This window comes from Pseudomonas sp. AC193, from assembly GCF_979258075.1.
Genome location: NZ_OZ409832.1, coordinates 4,721,447 through 4,740,012 on the forward strand (window position 1 = coordinate 4,721,447; position 18,566 = coordinate 4,740,012).

At 58.7% G+C, this 18,566-nt stretch carries 16 protein-coding genes; 5 read left to right on the forward strand and 11 right to left on the reverse strand.

The window, feature by feature from the left end; all coding sequences use genetic code 11:
- Positions 1–540: 540 nt before the first annotated feature.
- From ACZZ0D_RS21280 to amaB, 7 genes are all read right to left on the reverse strand, one after another.
- A complete protein-coding gene (locus tag ACZZ0D_RS21280; RefSeq protein WP_053116799.1) occupies positions 541–1,257 on the reverse strand; it encodes an ABC transporter ATP-binding protein in 717 nt (238 codons plus the stop codon).
- Positions 1,254–2,126 carry an ABC transporter ATP-binding protein gene (locus tag ACZZ0D_RS21285; RefSeq protein ID WP_053116798.1) on the reverse strand — a complete coding sequence of 291 codons (873 nt, stop codon included), beginning with the start codon at positions 2,124–2,126 and terminating at the stop codon, positions 1,254–1,256. Before ACZZ0D_RS21285 ends, ACZZ0D_RS21280 begins: the two co-directional genes overlap by 4 nt.
- Positions 2,123–3,424 carry a high-affinity branched-chain amino acid ABC transporter permease LivM gene (gene livM / locus ACZZ0D_RS21290; protein WP_159815837.1) on the reverse strand — a complete coding sequence of 434 codons (1,302 nt, stop codon included), beginning with the start codon at positions 3,422–3,424 and terminating at the stop codon, positions 2,123–2,125. Before livM ends, ACZZ0D_RS21285 begins: the two co-directional genes overlap by 4 nt.
- 3 nt (positions 3,425–3,427) lie before the next feature.
- Positions 3,428–4,342: an ABC transporter permease subunit gene (locus tag ACZZ0D_RS21295; protein ID WP_053116796.1), complete on the reverse strand. Its 915-nt coding sequence runs from the start codon at positions 4,340–4,342 to the stop codon at positions 3,428–3,430.
- A 241-nt stretch (positions 4,343–4,583) separates the two neighbouring features.
- Positions 4,584–5,717 (reverse strand): ABC transporter substrate-binding protein, encoded by a 1,134-nt coding sequence (locus ACZZ0D_RS21300; RefSeq protein WP_463554222.1) that lies wholly within the window; start codon positions 5,715–5,717, stop codon positions 4,584–4,586.
- A 368-nt stretch (positions 5,718–6,085) separates the two neighbouring features.
- Positions 6,086–7,369, reverse strand: a complete 1,284-nt coding sequence (gene amaA / locus ACZZ0D_RS21305) for an L-pipecolate oxidase (protein WP_400750793.1) — start codon at positions 7,367–7,369, stop codon at positions 6,086–6,088.
- A 147-nt stretch (positions 7,370–7,516) separates the two neighbouring features.
- Positions 7,517–9,007 (reverse strand): L-piperidine-6-carboxylate dehydrogenase, encoded by a 1,491-nt coding sequence (gene amaB / locus ACZZ0D_RS21310; protein ID WP_463554223.1) that lies wholly within the window; start codon positions 9,005–9,007, stop codon positions 7,517–7,519.
- A gap of 163 nt (positions 9,008–9,170) precedes the next feature.
- Here amaB and ACZZ0D_RS21315 point away from each other — a divergent pair, with 163 nt between their 5' ends.
- The 3 genes from ACZZ0D_RS21315 to nadE all read left to right on the forward strand — a co-directional run bounded on the left by ACZZ0D_RS21315 (position 9,171) and on the right by nadE (position 12,353).
- Positions 9,171–10,067 (forward strand): LysR family transcriptional regulator, encoded by an 897-nt coding sequence (locus tag ACZZ0D_RS21315; RefSeq protein ID WP_463554224.1) that lies wholly within the window; start codon positions 9,171–9,173, stop codon positions 10,065–10,067.
- 230 nt (positions 10,068–10,297) lie between these two features.
- Entirely contained in the window at positions 10,298–11,521 is a 1,224-nt protein-coding gene (gene pncB / locus ACZZ0D_RS21320) for a nicotinate phosphoribosyltransferase (RefSeq protein ID WP_053116787.1), read from the forward strand.
- 4 nt (positions 11,522–11,525) lie between these two features.
- Positions 11,526–12,353: an ammonia-dependent NAD(+) synthetase gene (gene nadE, locus ACZZ0D_RS21325; protein WP_053116786.1), complete on the forward strand. Its 828-nt coding sequence runs from the start codon at positions 11,526–11,528 to the stop codon at positions 12,351–12,353.
- Between the two features lie 126 nt (positions 12,354–12,479).
- Here nadE and ACZZ0D_RS21330 read toward each other — a convergent pair whose 3' ends face one another.
- Both ACZZ0D_RS21330 and azu read right to left on the reverse strand, forming a co-directional pair.
- Positions 12,480–13,112 (reverse strand): hypothetical protein, encoded by a 633-nt coding sequence (locus ACZZ0D_RS21330; protein WP_463554225.1) that lies wholly within the window; start codon positions 13,110–13,112, stop codon positions 12,480–12,482.
- Between the two features lie 193 nt (positions 13,113–13,305).
- Positions 13,306–13,752, reverse strand: coding sequence for an azurin (azu, locus tag ACZZ0D_RS21335; protein ID WP_053116784.1), 447 nt, complete (start codon positions 13,750–13,752; stop codon positions 13,306–13,308).
- A gap of 340 nt (positions 13,753–14,092) precedes the next feature.
- Here azu and ACZZ0D_RS21340 point away from each other — a divergent pair, with 340 nt between their 5' ends.
- Positions 14,093–14,680: an LOG family protein gene (locus ACZZ0D_RS21340; protein WP_053116783.1), complete on the forward strand. Its 588-nt coding sequence runs from the start codon at positions 14,093–14,095 to the stop codon at positions 14,678–14,680.
- Positions 14,681–14,747: 67 nt separating this feature from the next.
- Positions 14,748–14,936 (forward strand): hypothetical protein, encoded by a 189-nt coding sequence (locus ACZZ0D_RS21345; RefSeq protein ID WP_158836123.1) that lies wholly within the window; start codon positions 14,748–14,750, stop codon positions 14,934–14,936.
- Positions 14,937–15,145: 209 nt separating this feature from the next.
- Here the strand turns inward: ACZZ0D_RS21345 and ACZZ0D_RS21350 are convergent, their stop codons facing one another.
- Both ACZZ0D_RS21350 and ACZZ0D_RS21355 read right to left on the reverse strand, forming a co-directional pair.
- Entirely contained in the window at positions 15,146–16,036 is an 891-nt protein-coding gene (locus ACZZ0D_RS21350; RefSeq protein ID WP_463554226.1) for a transglutaminase family protein, read from the reverse strand.
- Positions 16,036–18,522 (reverse strand): circularly permuted type 2 ATP-grasp protein, encoded by a 2,487-nt coding sequence (locus tag ACZZ0D_RS21355; RefSeq protein WP_463554227.1) that lies wholly within the window; start codon positions 18,520–18,522, stop codon positions 16,036–16,038. Before ACZZ0D_RS21355 ends, ACZZ0D_RS21350 begins: the two co-directional genes overlap by 1 nt.
- Positions 18,523–18,566 lie beyond the last annotated feature (44 nt).

Genomic DNA, 18,566 nt, shown 5'->3' on the forward strand with positions numbered 1-18,566 from the left:
ACGACCAAGCGGTCGACACAGTGATTGCGCGAGGCCAGCAATTACGCTGCTTAGCGAGGTCTTTCCAGAGTTTAATCACAGACTTATCCACAGGCAGGCGCACTGCATATCGACTGCGTTATCAGCCTTATAAAAAGGTTGACATTGGCGCCTCTCGCTCAGGCAAAAGCGTCTGATCAAAAAACAACCACACCTTTGCAAGGCACGGATTACAAGGCCTGCAGCCAGATACACCCACGTTATTCACAGCCAGCTCCACAGCAAACGGGGACAAGTCAAAACTGTGGAAAAACAGCCATTTGCAGCGTCTTTATGTCGCGCTTTGGTAGCTTGCCGGATTTGTTTTCCACAATTCTGAAATCTGCCACAGGTTAACTGTGGGAGCGGGCTTGCTCGCGAAGGGGGCGAGTCAGAAAACCCCATGTTGAATGACACAGCGCATTCGCGAGCAAGCCCGCTCCCACAGGGGATTTGTGTTGGATTTGAAATAAAAAAGCCCCGGGACTTGCGTCGCCGGGGCTGTGTATAACGTGCGAAGAATCAGTGTCCGCCCAGATAGGCGTTACGCACCTCCTCATTCACCAGCAACTCTTTACCGGTACCGGTCAGGCGAATCTCGCCGTTGACCATCACATACGCCCGATCCGACAGCTTCAGCGCATGGTTGGCGTTCTGCTCGACCAGGAAAATCGTCATCCCGGTTTTCGCCAATTCCCGCAGGGTCGCAAAAATCTGCTTCACCACGATCGGCGCCAGGCCCAGGCTGGGTTCATCGAGCAGTAACAACTTCGGTCGGCTCATCAACGCCCGGGCAATCGCGAGCATCTGTTGCTCACCACCGGACATGGTCATCGCCCGCTGCGTCCGCCGCTCTTCCAGTCGCGGGAACAGCGCGAACATGCGCTGCATGTCCTCTTTGGCGTACTTGTCGCCAATCGGGATGGTGCCCATCAACAGGTTTTCCTCGACGGTCATGTCAGGGAACACCCGCCGTCCTTCCGGTGACTGCGCGATGCCATTGGAAGCGATGTAGTGCGAGGACTTCTGGGTGATGTCGACGCCTTGATAAATGATCTGCCCGCCAGCCGCACGCGGCTGGCCGAAGATCGACATCAGCAATGTCGACTTGCCGGCACCGTTGGAGCCGATCAGGCTGACGGTTTCCCCCTCGTTGATCTGCAGCGAAACACCTTTGAGCGCCTGGATCGGTCCGTAGAACACGTCGAGGTTTTTGAGTTCGAGGATCGGTTGCGTCATACCAGTTCCTCTTCGTCAGCGCCGAGATACGCCGCAATCACTTTCGGATCATTTCGAATCGCTTCAGGCCCGCCTTCGGCGATGACGATGCCGTGATCCAGCACCACGATGTGGTCAGAAATGCTCATTACCATGCCCATGTCGTGTTCGATCAGCACCACGGTCAGATCGTGCTCGTCGCGCAGCAGCCGGATCATCGCGCTCAGCGCCTCGGTTTCCTGTGGGTTGAGGCCGGCGGCCGGTTCGTCGAGGCAGATGATCTGCGGCCGCGTGCACATGGCCCGGGCGATCTCCAGACGGCGTTGTTGGCCGTAGGAAAGTTCACCGGCGAGACGGTTGGCGCAGTCGACCAGGTCGACCACTTCCAGCCAGTAGAAGGCAACGTCCAGCGCGTCGCTTTCAGCCTTGCGGTAGCCCTTGGTGTTAAGAATGCCGGCGAGCATGTTGCGGTTGACCCACATGTGTTGGGCCACCAGCAGGTTTTCCAGCACCGACATTTCCTTGAACAGACGAATGTTCTGAAATGTCCGCGCCAGCCCCGCACGGTTCACCAGGTGCGTGCCGCCGAACATCTTGTAGTACATGCGACTGAGGAAGGATTTCGGCGAAACGAAATCCGACGCTTTGAACGACTCGCCCAACAACTGGATGACGTTGGTCTGCTGGCCGCGCACGTTGAGCTCGATCTTGCCGCCGGAGGCTTTGTAGAAACCGGTCAGGCAGTTGAACACAGTGGTTTTGCCAGCGCCGTTAGGGCCGATCAAGGCGAAGATCGAGTTGCGTTTGACCTTCAGGCTGACATCACTCAAGGCCTTGATGCCACCGAAATGCATCATCAGTTTTTCAACAGAGAGTACGACTTCACTCATGGCGCAGTCCTCTCATAGTGAATGGCACCTTTGCGTGGAGTGACCCCGGTACGGCTGATGCGGATCAGCCCACGTGGTCGCCAGATCATCATTAACACCATCAGGATGCCGAACAGCAGCACGCGATATTCAGCGAAGCCGCGCAGCAGTTCCGGGGCGACGGTCAGCACGAAGGCTGCAATCACCACGCCGATGGTCGAGCCCATGCCGCCGAGGACGACGATGGCCAGGATCAACGCCGATTCGAAGAAAGTGAACGAGGTCGGGTTAACGAAACCTTGATAGGTGGCGAAAAACACACCGGCCAGACCTGCCGTCGACGCGCCAATGGTGAACGCGGAAAGCTTGACCAGCACGTGGTTGAGGCCCATCGAACGGCAGGCGATTTCGTCTTCACGCAAGGCTTCCCAAGCACGGCCGACCGGCATCTTCACCAAACGGTGTTTGATGTACAGCACAGCCAATACCACGAGGAACAACACCGCGTATATGAAGTAGTACTTCACGTCCGGGTTGTAGGCGATGCCGAAGAACTCATGGAACGGCACCCCGCCATCCTTCGCCCGTTTGCCGAACTCCAGACCGAAGAACGTCGGCAGTGGCGCCGGCATGCCGTTCGGGCCGCCAGTCAGCGACAACCAGTTGTTGAGGATCAGGCGAATGATTTCACCGAAGCCCAGGGTCACGATCGCCAGATAGTCGCCGTGCAGGCGCAGCACCGGAAAACCGAGGATGCAGCCGGCAAGGCCAGCGGTGATCGCTGCCAGCGGCAGCACCGTCCAGAAGCCCAGACCGAGGTACTGATAACCGAGCGCCAGACCGTAGGCGCCGATGGCATAAAACGCCACGTAACCGAGGTCGAGCAGACCGGCCAGACCGACCACGATGTTCAGCCCCAACCCCAGCAGCACGTAGATCAACCCGAGGATGACCACGCCCAGCAAATAGGAGTTGGAAACAAACGGCACGATGACAGCCAGCACAATCAGCAGCGGGATGATCCAGCGCAGGCTCGATTTGTGATCGGCCGGCAGCACATGCACACCCGACCCGGTGCTCTCGAAGCTGTCGAGAATTTTCAGGCCTTTGGGGGTTTGCAAGAACAGGCTGAGGGCAAACCGGCCGATCATGACAACGCCAATGATCCACGCCACACGGGTCGATTCGAGGTTGAAGCTGTAACCGTCGAGGACGACGCCGACAATCGGCCCGAATACGATCAGGGCAATCAGGCCGGCAAGAATCGCCTCAACCAGACTTTTTTTGATATCGATGGTTTTTTTGGTGGTTGAAGACATCGCTTACACCTTCGACACAAGAGGACGGCCCAACAGGCCCTGCGGCCGGAAGACCAGAACAAGTACGAGCAGCGAGAAGCTGAACACGTCTTTGTAGTCGGAGTTGACCAGGCCGGAGAACAGCGACTCGGAAATCCCGAGAATGATCCCGCCGAGCATCGCACCGGGCAGAGAGCCGATACCGCCGAGCACCGCAGCAGTGAATGCCTTGATGCCGATGATGAAGCCGGCATAGAAGTCGAACGTGCCGTAGTTCATGGTGATCAGCACGCCGGCCAACGCCGCCATGGCGGCACCGATGATGAACACGTAAGAGATCACGCGGTCGGTGTTGATCCCCAGAATCGAGGCCATTTTGCGGTCTTGCTGAGTGGCACGGCACATGCGCCCGAGCTTGGTGTACTTGATGATGTAGGTCAGTACGCCCATGCCGACAAACGCGGCCACCAGAATGAAGACTTTGGTGTAAGTCAGTTGCACGAAACCGGTGCCGATGTCGACACGCCACGCGCCAGTCAGCAAGGTTGGCACGCCTTGTTGTTTCGCGCCTTGAGCGATCTGTGCGTAGTTTTGCAGAATCAGGGAGATACCGATGGCGCTGATCAGCGGTGCCAGTCGGGTGGAGTTGCGCAGGGGTTTGTAAGCGACTCGTTCAATGACCCAGCCATACACCGCCGTGACGACGATGGTGAAGATCAGTGTGCCGAGCATCAGCAGCGGGAAAGATTCGATACCGAAGTAAGCCAGCAGAGCCAGACTGATTGCCGCCAGGTAAGCAGAAATCATGTAAACCTCGCCGTGGGCGAAGTTGATCATGCCGATGATGCCGTAGACCATTGTGTAGCCGATGGCGATCAGGCCATAGACCGACCCGAGGGTCAGACCGTTGACCAGTTGCTGCAGGAAAATACCATCCATAACGCAATCTCACGCAGTGAGAACCTGCACGCCTGTGGACGTGCGGCTCTTCTAGGGAAAATACAGATTTACGTCGGAGCAATGTCAGAGCGCGATCCACCTATCTCCACCACCTCCTGTGGGAGCGGGCTTGCTCGCGAATGCGGTGTATCAGCTACCGTTGATGGTGACTGACACCCCGCATTCGCGAGCAAGCCCGCTCCCACAGGGGTTTGTGGCGTTCAGTTAATCGCGTCAGCCCTTACTTCTGTTTTTCCAGCTGGTGATATTTGCCGTCCTTGTCCCACTGGTAAACCACGTAGTCGGAGACTTTCAGGTCACCCTTCGAGTCCCAGGCTTTTTCGCCCATGACGGTTTTCACCGGGTTTTTCTTCAGCCAGGCAGCCGCTTCTTCGCCCTTGTTGGACTTGGCGCCGTTGAAGGCTGCGGCCAGGGTTTGTACCGAAGCGTAGGCGTACAGGGTGTAGCCCTCAGGCTCGGTGCCGGCCTTGCGGAACGCGTCTACCACTGCCTTGCTCTCTGGCAGCATGCGTGGGTCGGCACCGAAGGTCATCAGCACGCCATCCACGAATTGCGGGCCACCCGCGGTGGTTACCAGTTCATCGGTCACAATGCCGTCATCGGACATGAACTTGACGTCTTTCAGGCCTTGCTCACGCAGTTGACGAACCAGCGGAACGGCTTCCGGGTGCAGACCACCGAAGTAGACGACATCGGCGCCAGCGCCACGGATTTTGGTGACGATGGTGCTGAAGTCTTTTTCGCCACGGGTCAGCCCTTCATACAACACTGGCGTCACGCCACGCTTGACCAGTTGTGCCTTGGTGGCATCCGCCAGGCCTTGGCCGTAGGTGTCTTTGTCGTGCAATACAACGACTTTTTTACCCTTGAGCACGTCGACAATGTAGTCGCCGGCAACGATACCTTGCTGGTCGTCACGCCCGCACATACGGAACATGGCGCTGAGGCCGCGCTCGGTCACTTGCGGGTTGGTGGAACCCGGGGTGATCGCGATTACGCCGGCTTCGTCGTAGATTTCCGAGGCTGGAATGGTGGAAGACGAGCAGAAGTGGCCGACCACGCCAGCGACTTTCTGATTGACCAGATCCTTGGCGACCGTTACCGCTTGTTTCGGTTCGCAGGCGTCATCGCCTTTGACCAGAACGATTTTTTCCCCGTTGACGCCGCCTGCCGCGTTGACCGAGTCGGCCGCCGCTTGTGCACCCTTCATGTACTGCTCGCCAAATGCCGCGTTGGCGCCCGTCATTGGACCCGCTACACCGATTTTGATATCAGCCTGAGCAAACGCAGAAACACCCAACGCAGTAGCCACTGCGAGGGCCAGAAAGCCTTTCTTGTAAAACGTCTGGGACATGAGGTGGTGCTCCAAGGTTTTTTTTAGTTGGCACTGCGACTTCACTTCACTGAATGCGCAGAGCAAGGGCCGTGCCATCGGTTTTTTATTCTTCAAAAAGTCGCTGCATTGTTGTTATTTCGACTGTTTCGTTCCCATTTTCATTGGGCGTGCAACCGTCTAAACCGCGGAAGGTGAAACCATTTATTTTTTCAGGCGCAACCCGCGTGCGCCATCATTGCAACCGCGGCACCAAACGACGTGCAACCAGCCTGTAACAGCCCGCGTCACCGAACTGCACACTGCTGGTGCGGGACTGCTACAACCCGCACCATTACAGGCTAGTCGCTGCATCGAAAAGCGCCGCTTCCGGCAACATAATTCAACACTCAAATCACGATGCGCAGGCACTGGCCCGCGTGATACAGCGAGAATCCGGCCTCGTACAGGCAGCTGCGCAAGCCCACGCCCGCCAAGGGCTGCATCGGTGCAAAGGGTATTGGCAAGGCCTCGGCATTGCCGTTGCACAAGTAATCGGCGAAGGCTTTGCCGACCACCGTGCCAGTGGTGACGCCACGGCCGTTATAGCCCGTGACAGCGACCAGACCCGGTGCCGGCTCAAACAGACGCATCAGGTGATCGGGCGTGAACGCGATGCGCCCGGTCCAGGTGCATTCCCATTCGACGGGTTTCAGTTGCGGGAAGTAATGCTGCTGCACCCGATCAGCCCAAGCCTTGAGAAACCAGGCCGGTTTTTGATTACCGTTGCCGAGGCTGCCGAGCAATAACCGCCCTTCTTTATCGCGGCGGATGCTGCTCAACACCTGGCGGGTATCCCACGAGCCTTGCCCACCCGGAAGAATCTCCTGCGCAGCGTCTTCGGTCAGCGGCACCGAAGCGACCTGATAGTAATAACCGGGGAAGAAATTGCGTTTGAGTTCCGTCCAGTCGCCCTCGGTGTAGGCGTTGGAAGCGATGACCACTTGTTCGGCGAGTACCGAACCGTGCTCGGTTTGCACCGACCATTTCGCGCCCTGACGCTCGAGTCGAGTGACCGGTGAATGGTCGAACATCTGCCCGCCGAGGCCGAGCACCGCGTTCGCCAGCCCGGTGACATAAGCCATCGGATTGAGCGTGCCGGCGCGACGATCGAGCAGTGCGGCGGCGATTTTTTGCGTCCCGGTGGCTTGTTCGCATGCCTTGCCGGTGAGTAGCTCGACCGGTGCGCCGCGACGTTTCCATTGTTGCTCGCGACTGCGCAGATCGGCCTCGCCCTTGGCGTTATGCGCCATGTGCAGCGTGCCTTCGCGGCGCAACTGGCAATCGATGTTGTACTTGTCCACAAGGCTGAACACCAGCGCGGGCGCGGCCCCGAGCATGCGATTGAGCTGACTGCCGACCGCTTCACCGAAACCGGCTTCGATCTCGTCCGGTGGAATCCACATGCCGGCGTTGACCAATCCGACGTTGCGCCCGGAACCGCCGTGGCCAGCGCGATGCGCTTCCAGCACGCAGACGCTTTTGCCCTGTTCCAACAGATGCAGCGCCGCCGACAACCCGGTAAACCCGGCGCCGATCACGCAGACATCGACTTTGACTTCACCCTTGAGCGCGGAGTTATCCGGCCTTTGCGGCGTGAGTTTTTCCCACAGACATTCTTCGCGTAATGGCATTGCCAGACTCCAACAGAAACCTAACCAAATGCGCTTGTGGGGCCGCCAAAAGATCGCAGCCTTCGGCAGCTCCTACAAAACCGCAGCCTGGCGCCACCTATGTAGGAGCTGCCGAAGGCTGCGATCTTTTCAGCTTTTCCTCCATCCTCAGTCGAACGTAATGCCCTGCGCCAGCGGCAACTCCAGCGAGTAGTTCACGGTGTTGGTCTGGCGGCGCATGTACCCGCGCCAGGCATCCGAACCCGATTCACGACCACCGCCGGTCTCCTTCTCACCACCAAACGCACCACCAATCTCCGCACCGCTCGGGCCGATGTTGACGTTGGCGATCCCGCAATCACTGCCCACCGCCGACATGAATTGCTCAGCCTCGCGCACGTCAGTAGTAAAGATGCACGACGACAACCCTTGCGGCACCGCGTTGTTCAGGCGCAGTGCTTCCTGGAAATCTTTGTAACCAACCACGTACAGAATCGGCGCGAAGGTTTCGCTGCACACCACATCGCTCTGCTCCGGCATTTCAACAATCGCCGGCGACACGTAGTAAGCATTCGGGAACTGATCTTCCAATTGGCGCTTGCCGCCAAACACCCGACCGCCCTCGCTCAACGCCTGCTCCAGCGCGTCCTGCATGTTTTCGAAGCTGTGCTTGTCGATCAGCGGGCCGACCAGATTGCCTTCCAGCGGATGGCCGATGCGCACTTTCGAGTACGCGGCTTTCAGGCGGGTGACCATTTCTTCTTTGACCGACTCATGGGCGATCAAGCGACGCAGCGTGGTGCAACGCTGGCCGGCGGTACCGACGGCGCTGAACAGAATCGCGCGCACCGCCATGTCGAGATCGGCGCTTGGGCCAAGGATCATCGCGTTGTTGCCGCCCAACTCCAGAATGCTGCGGGCAAAACGCGCGGCGACTTTCGGCGCCACTTCGCGGCCCATGCGCGTGCTGCCGGTGGCGCTGATCAGGGCGACACGCGGGTCATCGACCAACGCTTCGCCAGCATCGCGACCACCGATGATCACTTGGCAAAGATTCGCCGGTGCATCGGTAAAATTCTTCACCACACGGTCGAACAGCGCTTGGCAGGCCAGTGCGGTCAGCGGGGTTTTCTCCGACGGCTTCCACACCACCGGGTTGCCGCAGACCAGCGCCAGCGTGGTGTTCCACGCCCACACCGCCACCGGGAAGTTGAACGCGCTGATCACACCGACCACGCCCAGCGGATGCCAGGTTTCACGCATGTGGTGGCCCGGACGCTCGGAAGCGATGGTCAAACCGTACAACTGACGGGACAGGCCGACGGCGAAATCGCAGATGTCGATCATCTCCTGCACTTCACCCAAACCTTCCTGAGTGATCTTGCCCGCCTCCCACGAAACCAGTTCGCCGAGGTCAGCCTTGTATTCACGCAACACCTCGCCGAATTGACGCACCAGCTCGCCGCGACGCGGGGCCGGAATCTTGCGCCATTGCTCGAACGCATGATCTGCGCGACTGATGTGCTGCTCGACTTCGGCCGGGCCTTCCCAGTTCACGGCGGCGATGCGACTGCCATCGATCGGCGAGTGCACCGGCACTTTGCCGTTCTGATAAAGGGCCGGGTTCACACCAAGACGATCAAGCAATGCGGCAACCATGGGTCACTCCTCAAGCAAAAAACTGAATGTGTGCGGTCGCCATTTCACGACCGGGCAGGCCATTAGTTGTAGCTTCACAATGGCGAGGCAACAAACGACCTTTACGCGAGATATCATTCCGTTTATTCATGCTGAGCATAGAAAGACAAGAAAAGGATCGGCCATGCTGAACAAACGCCACTTGCCCTCGATCACCGCCCTGCAATGCTTCGAGGCCGTGACCCGGCACCTGAGCTTCACCCGCGCCGCCGAGGAACTGAACCTGACCCAGAGTGCGGTGAGCAAGCAGGTCGCGCAGCTTGAGGAATTGTTACAACACTTGTTGTTCCTCCGCGTGCGCCGACGTTTGCAGATGACCCCGGCCGGGGATTTGTACTTGGTGGAAGTACGAAAAATTCTCACGCAAGTGGAGATGTCGACGCATTACCTGCGTTCCTACGGCGGCGAGACCGAAGTCTTACGCGTATCGACCCCGTCGACCTTCGGCGCGCGTTGGTTGGTGCCACGCCTGAAAGGCTGGCGTTTGCGCCATCCGTCAATTCATCTGGATTTGTGCAACGAGCAAGAGGCCGATGATTTGCTGCAAGGGCGCAGTGATCTGGCTTTCTATTACGGTCAAGGCTCGCGACCGGGCACTGAGTGCCTGAAGTTGTTCAGCGAAGAACTGGTGCCGGTGTGCGCGCCGAGCAGTCTGCCGGAGAAACCGTTCAGTGATCCGACGCAACTCACCGATCTGGTCTTGCTGCAAAACGCCTCGCGCCCACAGGCGTGGCACGACTGGTTCGACAGTCAGGGCTACCAGACCGAACACAGCTATCACGGGCCACGTTTTGAAACCTTTTATATGTGCATTCGTGCCGCGCAAGTGGGATGTGGTGTGGCGCTGTTGCCAAGGTTTCTGGTGGAAGAGGAATTGGCCGACGGCAAACTGGTCATTCCCTGGCAGCATGCGATGCCGAGTACTGACGCCTATTACCTCGCGTACCCGGAACATGCGGCGGAAGTGCCCAAGGTGCGGGATTTCGTCAAATGGATGCTCGAACAGATCGACAATCCCTGACCTGACGCCCAATGCAGAGTTATCCACAATCCCTGTGGGAGCGGGCTTGCTCGCGAAAGCAGTGTTTCAGCGACATTTGAATCGACTGACAGAACGCCTTCGCGAGCAAGCCCGCTCCCACAAGGATCTGATGCGTTTTCAGAAATTGCTGGCAATCCCCACCACTGATATGCGCCACTAGCGCCATTGATTTTTACCGCGCCACAGCGCGGCGCACCTGGAGACCGTTTATGAGCGAGAGTGTGTTTGCCGATCGCATCGTGCAGAACCTGCTCGACACCGACTTCTACAAACTGACGATGATGCAGGCGGTGCTGCACAACTACCCCAACGTTGAAGTCGAATGGGAATTCCGTTGCCGCAACAGTGAGGATCTACGCCCGTACCTGGCCGAGATCCGCTATCAGATCGAGCGTCTGGCCGAACTGAGCCTGAGCGCCGATCAACTGAATTTCCTTGAGCGTATCTCTTTCCTGAAACCGGATTTTCTGCGATTCCTCGGTCTGTTCCGCTTCAACCTGCGCTACGTGCACACCGGCATCGAGAACGGCGAGCTGTTCATCCGCCTGCGCGGGCCGTGGCTGCATGTGATCCTCTACGAAGTGCCGCTGCTGGCGATCGTCAGCGAAGTGCGTAACCGCTATCGCTACCGCGAAACCGTGCTCGAACAGGCGCGCGAGCAGCTCTACCGCAAATTCGACTGGCTGACCGCCAACGCCTCGGCCGACGAATTGTCGCAACTGCAAGTAGCCGATTTCGGCACCCGCCGCCGGTTTTCATACCGCGTGCAGGAAGAAGTGGTGAACGTGCTCAAGCACGATTTCCCCGGGCGTTTCGTCGGCACCAGCAATGTGCACCTGTCGCGCGAACTCGACATGAAACCACTGGGCACCATGGCCCACGAATGGATCATGGCCCACCAGCAACTCGGCCCACGGTTGATCGACAGCCAGATCGCCGCGCTCGACTGTTGGGTGCGTGAGTACCGGGGTTTGCTGGGCATCGCCCTCACCGACTGCATTACCACCGATGCCTTTCTCGGCGATTTCGATCTGTTTTTCGCCAAGCTGTTCGATGGCCTGCGCCACGACTCCGGGGATCCTGTGGTGTGGGGCGAAAAATGCATCGCGCATTACCACAAGCTCGGCATCGACCCGATGAGCAAGACGCTGGTGTTCTCCGACAGCCTGACCCTGCCCAAGTCGCTGGAGATCTTCCGCGCGCTGCACGGTCGGATCAACGTCAGCTTCGGCATCGGCACCAACCTCACCTGCGACATTCCGGGTGTCGAACCGATGAGCATCGTGCTTAAAATGACTGCCTGCAACGGCCAACCGGTGGCGAAGATCTCCGACGAGCCAGGCAAGTCCCACTGCAAAGACCCGAATTTCGTCGCCTACTTGCGACACGTGTTCCAGGTTCCTGCCGATTCCAGTTCATCTAGCAAGGAGTGAATTCATGCAAGCCGTACAGCGTGAGATTGCTGAACAGCTCAAAGTGCAACCGCCGTTCGCTGACTACAAAGCCCTGCAGGCCGAAGTCGCCCGGCGCATCGCCTTTATTCAGGATTGTCTGGTCAATTCCGGGCTCAAGACGCTGGTGCTCGGCATCAGCGGTGGCGTCGATTCGCTGACCGCAGGCCTCTTGGCCCAGCGCGCGATGCGTGAGCTGCGCGACCAGACCGGCGACAACAGCTACAAATTCATCGCCGTGCGCCTGCCGTACGAAACCCAGTTTGACGAACACGACGCCCAGGCCTCGGTGGATTTCATCGCCCCGGACGAACGCCACACCGTCAACATCGGCCCGGCCGTGAAGTCGCTGGCCAGCGAAGTCGCCGCGTTCGAAGGCAAACACGCGGTGTCGGTGGACTTCGTGCTCGGCAACACCAAGGCGCGGATGCGCATGGTCGCCCAATACACCATCGCTGGCGCAGCGCACGGTCTGGTGATCGGCACCGACCACGCGGCGGAAGCGGTGATGGGCTTCTTCACCAAATTCGGCGACGGCGCCTGCGATCTGGCACCGCTGAGCGGTCTGGTGAAAAATCAGGTGCGCGCGATCGCCCGCAGCTTCGGCGCGCCGGAATCGCTGGTCGAGAAAGTGCCGACGGCGGATCTGGAAGATTTGTCGCCGGGCAAACCGGACGAAGCGTCGCATGGCGTGACGTATGCCGAAATCGATGCGTTTCTGCACGGCGAGCCGGTGCGCGAGGAAGCCTTCAAAATCATCGTCGACACCTACAACAAAACCCATCACAAACGTGTGATGCCATTCGCCCCATAAGTCGCGACGGAGCCTGTAGGAGCTGTCGAGTGAAACGAGGCTGCGATCTGTTGATCTTGATCTTCAAAAACAGATCAAAATCGCAGCCTTCGGCAGCTCCCACATTGAGCGCATATTCACGCTATCTTATTTCGGCTTTCTGACCAGAATTCGCCAAGGCTCTGAAGGCACGCCATCTGCGCCACGAACAGTAAACTCGTGCGAGCCGGCCAAAATACCTGCGCGCTTCAAGCTCCAGTTATTGCCGGTATCGACTTTCATAGTCGCAATCACCGCCCCATGGTCCAGTAAATCTACAGCCTGCTCGCGCTCCCCCTTGCCGACAAAAAACAAATCGCTATGCACAGTGCTCCCACCGTTTTCGATATCCCCGCTGGAATCCTTGATGTTGGTGATTTCTGAACGAACAGGCGTGTCGACGAAAATCTTCCAAGGCTCAGATCTATGTTTGTCAGCTGTCATCACCACATAGTAGTGATAGCCCTGCCGCTGATTTTGCACAGAGAACGCAAAGCGACCGTTGCTATCGACTATCCCGGGAGCAGCCGCTAACGCGGTTGAGTCATACAGCTCGGCCTTTTGACCTGGTTGCGCAACGCCTTTTATGTTCAGGTTCGGATCCTTGCTCTCGCCCCCATTGGCAATCAACTGTCCTTCACTGTTTTCTACGCTCACGATTTGGGTCTGGCTATCCGCGACCATTCCATCGAGCGTTGATTTCGACGTAGGTTGTCCGCTTAGCTTCTCTTGATCGGTCATGTGAAAATTCCTTTTTCGAGCGGTGGGCGCACACTGTTTTGCGGGCGCCCAGCCATCAGATGCCGGATCGACAATTGCGTCTACTGTCAGAATTTACAGGTGAGCGCTCTTTCCCGACCAATGGATAACGGACACAAAAAAACGCCGCTGCGATAACCTCGCAGCGGCGTTTTTTTAAAGCTTCAGCGTCTGATTATTTCAGCGTCACAGTGCCTTTCATCATCGAGATGTGGCCTGGGAACGAGCAGAAGAAGCCGTATTTTTCAGCGGCGTCCAGCTTCGATACGTCGAAGGTCAGCGAGTCGGTTTCTTTGGCGCCGATGATTTTGGTGTGGGCGATTACGCGGGCGTCGCCGTCTTTCAGGTAGTTCTTGTCGATGCCGGCGGCCAGGCCGTCGGTGGCGATTGGCTGCATGTCAGCTTCTTTGCTGATCACCAGGTTATGGCCCATGACGTTCTTCGGCAGGCTGCCGGAGTGGGTCAGTTCGACGGTGAAGGTTTTGCAGCTCTTGTCGATCACGATTTCCTTGGTGTTGAAGGACATCTGATCGGTGGAGTCAACGGTGGTTTTGCACTCGGCAGCCATCAATTGGCTGCTGGCCAGCGCCAGCAGGGATACCGCAACAACTTTGGAAAACATGGTGAATCTCCAAGGCAGGGTTAACAAAAACACTAATGGTGGAAAGACTGCCTGAAATCTTCGCAAGTTCCTATGACTTGCGTCAAAAATTGTATACAACTTTCAGGCTATGACACTCATCGACACAATCTAACGGCCGGAATTCCCGCCCCGCCCTATGATCGGCGCATCTACTGAAACGGAGTGCCTGTCATGTTCTTTAACGGTCTGTTGTGCAGTTTGCTCGCCGCCTACGCCTGTGGCGCCAGCGGTACCTTTGAAACACCGGAACGCGAAGTTTAGCCCTTGGATCAAGGCGTGCCAGCCATTACCCTGTGTCGGATTGACCCAGGAGAAAAGCATGTCTCTGAAATCCGTTTGTGTATTTTGCGGTGCCAACGCCGGTACTGATCCGGCTTACACCGAAGCGGCCGTTGCATTAGGCAGAGCCCTCGCCGAGCGTAAACTGACGCTGGTTTACGGCGGTGGCGCCGTGGGTTTGATGGGGATTGTCGCCGACGCCGCACTGGCCGCTGGTGGCGAAGTGATCGGCATCATTCCGCAGAGCCTGATGGACAAGGAAATCGGTCACAAAAGTCTGACGCGCCTAGAAGTGGTCGACGGCATGCACGCGCGCAAGGCGCGGATGGCGGAGCTCAGTGATGCGTTCATCGCCCTGCCCGGCGGCCTCGGCACGCTGGAAGAATTGTTTGAAGTCTGGACCTGGGGCCAGCTCGGCTATCACGGCAAACCGCTGGGTCTGCTCGAAGTGAACGGTTTTTACAGCAAACTCACTGCTTTTCTTGACCACATCGTCGGCGAAGGCTTCGTTCGCGCGCCACACCGTGACATGCTGCAAGTGAGCGAATCGCCGCAAACGCTGCTCGATGCCCTGGATAACTGGAAGCCGACCGTCACGCCAAAGTGGGTCGATCAAAAACCCGGTTAACCCTCGGACGTCGATACAGGGCAGAATACGCGCCGCTCAACCTCACCTTCGACCTAGAGGAACGCCCATGGCCAAACCCAATTACTCCTTCGCCAAACGTCAACGCGACTTGGCAAAGGAACAGAAGAAAGAGGAAAAGCTTCAGCGCAAGAAGCAAACCGCTGAAGAAGCAGCACTGAACCCTGAGGGTGAAGTGGCAACAGAAGATGATGTTGACGCAACCGAAGCACCGAAAGATCAGGCGCCTGACGCCTGAACCCCACCGGGTTTGATGATCGAATCAGACCCTGCGGATTTGTGACGGGGCTGGCGGTTTCACTGCCGGCCCTCACAGCCCCACTTGCCGAAACACCCCAATTCCCCTTGTAGGAGTGAGCCTGCTCGCGATAGCGGTGTGCCAGTTGAAATATTTGCTGCTGACACACCGCTATCGCGAGCAGGCTCACTCCTACAGTTTGATCTGCGTTAATCCAGTGGCATTACGGTGACGCGGACTTCCGGGTCGTGGTTGCCGCCGCCGAGGATTACCCCGCGTAGCGGCGAAACATCTGAGAAGTCCCTGCCCCACGCCAAAGTGATGTGCTCCAGCGCCGGCTGCACGTTATTGGTCGGATCGAAATCCACCCAGCCCAGCACCGGGCAAAACACCGACACCCACGCATGCGAGGCATCGGCGCCGATCAAGCGTGGCTGCCCCGGTGGCGGCTGAGTCAGCAGATAACCACTGACATAACGCGCCGCCAAGCCTCGCGAGCGCACACACGCCAGCATCAAGTGCGCGAAGTCCTGACATACCCCGCGCCGGCGCTCCAGCACTTCCACCAGCGGCGTCGCCACCTGAGTCGCCTCGGCATCGAAGGTGAACTCGCTGAAAATCTTCTGCATCAACGCCTGCACACCGAGCATCAATGGCTGCCCCGGCGCAAAGCAGCTTTGCGAGAACTCGACGAAGCTGCGTTTCAAATGCACATACGGTGACTGAAACCGATAGCGACACGCCTCAAGTATCTCCGCGGACAACGGCAGGCTGCTGTACGTCAAAGCATCGCGGGTCTGCTCCCACGCCGGCGACTGTTTAAAATCCAGCACCGGCCGCGCCAGCACTTCCACCGTCAGCCGCGCGTTGACCTGCAATTCATCATGCGGGCGCTCGAACGCCAGTCGCGTCAGCGGATTACCGAACACATCCAGTTCATCGCGGCGCGCCGTCGGCTCCGGACTGATCAGCAATTTTTGTTCGGTGCAGCGCTGCCAGGCACAATCGCGTGGCCATAGATGTGCCAATTGCTGCGCCAGCGACACCGGGCTGTCGTAGTGGTAACAGGTGTCGTGGAGGATCTGGTAATGCGCGCTCATCAGACGGACACCGTGCGTTGGCTGACATCATCGACGTGAGCGAAATGGCGCAGCGCCAGACGATCCGACACTTGCCCGCTGGCCTCGGCAATCTCTTGCAGCAGATCCGCGAGGCCATTGAGCGCGGCGCGCACGCTGGTGTCACCGAACAGCGGATGTTCCAGACAGCCCAGATCGAAACGCGCCAGCCGCTCGACCAATTGCGGCAACCCTGCCTCCCGCGGCGCACCAAAATCCTCGTTCAGGCGTTTCAACGTGCGCGTCACCAGTTTCAGCTGGAACAACACCGCGTGCGGGTTCTGCTCATCCAGCAGCAACAGATCCAGCACCGGGATCAATTGCGCCACCGCCAGATACCGTGAGCGATAGGTGATGCTGCTGTTACCCAGTTCCAGCAGCCATTCCAGCCCCGACTGATCGAAAGCGCCGGCGCCGCGCAAAAATGCCGCGAGACTGCTGCTGAGAAATTGCAGACGTTCGATGCGCCGGCCAATCATCAGAAATCGCCAACCCTCATCGCGGGTCATGTCGTCGAGGGCAAACCCAGACAGCGCCGCCAGCGACATCACCAGTCGGTTGAGAAAATCCAGCAACTCGCCGAAGTCCGGCTCGTCGGTATCCAGCTCCATCGCTTCGCTCTGCAACTCGACCAGCGCCTGCCAGTTCTCCCGCGAAAGTTTGCCGCGCACCTGCGAAGCCGCCCACTGCAAGCGTTGCAGGTTGGAGCGCAGGCTGAATGACCAATCTTCGCCGAGCAATGCCGCCAAAAGGCGTTCAGGCAATTCACCTTCATCCGGCAACAGCGCCAGCCGTTCACCCAGATCGACCGCAGCCTGCAACGCTTGCGGGTCATCGCCGTCGACATACCGCGCGAGCATGATGCGCAGCAAGCGCGCACTGTCATCACAGCGTTCGCAATAACGGCCAAACCAGAACAGATTTTCCACCACCCGCGACGGCAAATAGGGATCGCGGCGGACGAGATCGTGCACGCCGACATTGCGCTGAGTTTTCCACTGCTCACCGCTCGGCGGTCGTTCGCCCAGCACCCAGGTGTCCTTGCTCGCGCCGCCGCGCTGCATCGACACCACTTCGGCATCGGCCTCGGCGGCCACGCGGGTCAGGCCACCGGGCAGCACGCGATAACCGTCGCGACTGGCCACGGCGTACATGCGCATGCCGATCGCCCGGGGTTGCAACTGACCGTTCTCAGCCTGCCAGATAGGCGCGTGGGACAGTTGAGCCAATTCTTGCGCGACGTAGGCGTAAGGGCGCGCCTGCATGCGCTCGGACAGCGCCTGACGCTGTTTTTCACTCAGATCACGACCAAACACGGGTGCGAAGGTTTGCGAGGGGAATGCCGGTTTGATCAACAGTTCCGGAAGTTTCTCCAACGCCTGCGCCAACACCGGCGCCTCGCCGCACCACCACGTGGCAATCGATGGCAGGATCAGTTCTTCGCCGAACAGGTATTGATTGATCTTCGGCAGAAACCCCAGCAACCCCGGCGATTCCAGCACGCCGCTACCCAATGCGTTGGTCACCAGCACACGGCCCTGACGCACGGCTTCAAGCAATCCGGGCACGCCGAGTGCCGAGTCCGTGCGCAACTCCAGCGGGTCGCAGAAATCGTCGTCGAGCCGGCGCATGATCGCGTGTACCCGACGCAGGCCGCTGAGGGTTTTCAGGTAGACCGTGGCATCGCGCACGGTCAGGTCGCCGCCCTCGACCAGTGGATAACCGAGCTGGCGAGCCAGGTACAAATGTTCGAAATAGCTTTCGTTGAAGCGCCCCGGCGTCAGCAACACGATCAGCGGCGCGTCATCGTCGCAGGGCGCCTGACGGGCCATGGTTTCCTGCAAGGTACGAAAAAAACCGGCCAGATGTTGCACCTTCAGGTCGCGGTACAACTCGGGGAAGGCACGGGAAACGATAGTGCGGTTTTCCAGCGCATAACCGGCACCCGATGGCGCCTGAGTACGATCAGCCGTGACCCACCAGCGGCCGTCCGGCGTGCGCGCCAGATCCACCGCGTAGAGATGCAGGAAAGCCCCTTCCGGTGGCGCAATGCCCTGACACGGCCAGAGAAAATTGTTGTGGCCGAAGACCAGTTCCGCCGGCAGCAACCCCTCACTGATCAGCTTTTGTGGGCCATAAAGATCCGCCAGCACAGCATTGAGCAGACGCGCCCGCTGAGCGATCCCCGCCGACAACTGCTGCCATTCATCCGCCGCAATCACATGGGGCAGCAGATCCAGTTCCCACGGCCGATCCGCGCCTTTGGGGTCGGCATAGACGTTATAGGTAACGCCGTTTTCCTGAATCTGCCGCGCCAGCAACGCTTGCCGCTGCAGCAGTTGCGCCGGGCTGCTGCGCTGCAACTGATCGAACAGCCGCTGCCAATGCGGGCGCACCGCTCCACTGCCGTCGAGCAGTTCGTGATAAGTGCCCGCCGTGAGCGGGTAGCGGTCTAGCAGGTCAGGCATGGAAAGCTCGGCAGACAGCAAGGAACGGTCAGACTAACGCAGGC

What these genes read in the sequence shown, in the direction of transcription:
- ACZZ0D_RS21280 (WP_053116799.1), bottom strand. Translation starts at nt 1,257, where the DNA reads ATGACGCAACCGATCCTCGAACTCAAAAACCTCGACGTGTTCTACGGA.
- ACZZ0D_RS21285 (WP_053116798.1), bottom strand. Translation starts at nt 2,126, where the DNA reads ATGAGTGAAGTCGTACTCTCTGTTGAAAAACTGATGATGCATTTCGGT.
- livM (WP_159815837.1), bottom strand. Translation starts at nt 3,424, where the DNA reads ATGTCTTCAACCACCAAAAAAACCATCGATATCAAAAAAAGTCTGGTT.
- ACZZ0D_RS21295 (WP_053116796.1), bottom strand. Translation starts at nt 4,342, where the DNA reads ATGGATGGTATTTTCCTGCAGCAACTGGTCAACGGTCTGACCCTCGGG.
- ACZZ0D_RS21300 (WP_463554222.1), bottom strand. Translation starts at nt 5,717, where the DNA reads ATGTCCCAGACGTTTTACAAGAAAGGCTTTCTGGCCCTCGCAGTGGCT.
- amaA (WP_400750793.1), bottom strand. Translation starts at nt 7,369, where the DNA reads ATGCCATTACGCGAAGAATGTCTGTGGGAAAAACTCACGCCGCAAAGG.
- amaB (WP_463554223.1), bottom strand. Translation starts at nt 9,007, where the DNA reads ATGGTTGCCGCATTGCTTGATCGTCTTGGTGTGAACCCGGCCCTTTAT.
- ACZZ0D_RS21315 (WP_463554224.1), top strand. Translation starts at nt 9,171, where the DNA reads ATGCTGAACAAACGCCACTTGCCCTCGATCACCGCCCTGCAATGCTTC.
- pncB (WP_053116787.1), top strand. Translation starts at nt 10,298, where the DNA reads ATGAGCGAGAGTGTGTTTGCCGATCGCATCGTGCAGAACCTGCTCGAC.
- nadE (WP_053116786.1), top strand. Translation starts at nt 11,526, where the DNA reads ATGCAAGCCGTACAGCGTGAGATTGCTGAACAGCTCAAAGTGCAACCG.
- ACZZ0D_RS21330 (WP_463554225.1), bottom strand. Translation starts at nt 13,112, where the DNA reads ATGACCGATCAAGAGAAGCTAAGCGGACAACCTACGTCGAAATCAACG.
- azu (WP_053116784.1), bottom strand. Translation starts at nt 13,752, where the DNA reads ATGTTTTCCAAAGTTGTTGCGGTATCCCTGCTGGCGCTGGCCAGCAGC.
- ACZZ0D_RS21340 (WP_053116783.1), top strand. Translation starts at nt 14,093, where the DNA reads ATGTCTCTGAAATCCGTTTGTGTATTTTGCGGTGCCAACGCCGGTACT.
- ACZZ0D_RS21345 (WP_158836123.1), top strand. Translation starts at nt 14,748, where the DNA reads ATGGCCAAACCCAATTACTCCTTCGCCAAACGTCAACGCGACTTGGCA.
- ACZZ0D_RS21350 (WP_463554226.1), bottom strand. Translation starts at nt 16,036, where the DNA reads ATGAGCGCGCATTACCAGATCCTCCACGACACCTGTTACCACTACGAC.
- ACZZ0D_RS21355 (WP_463554227.1), bottom strand. Translation starts at nt 18,522, where the DNA reads ATGCCTGACCTGCTAGACCGCTACCCGCTCACGGCGGGCACTTATCAC.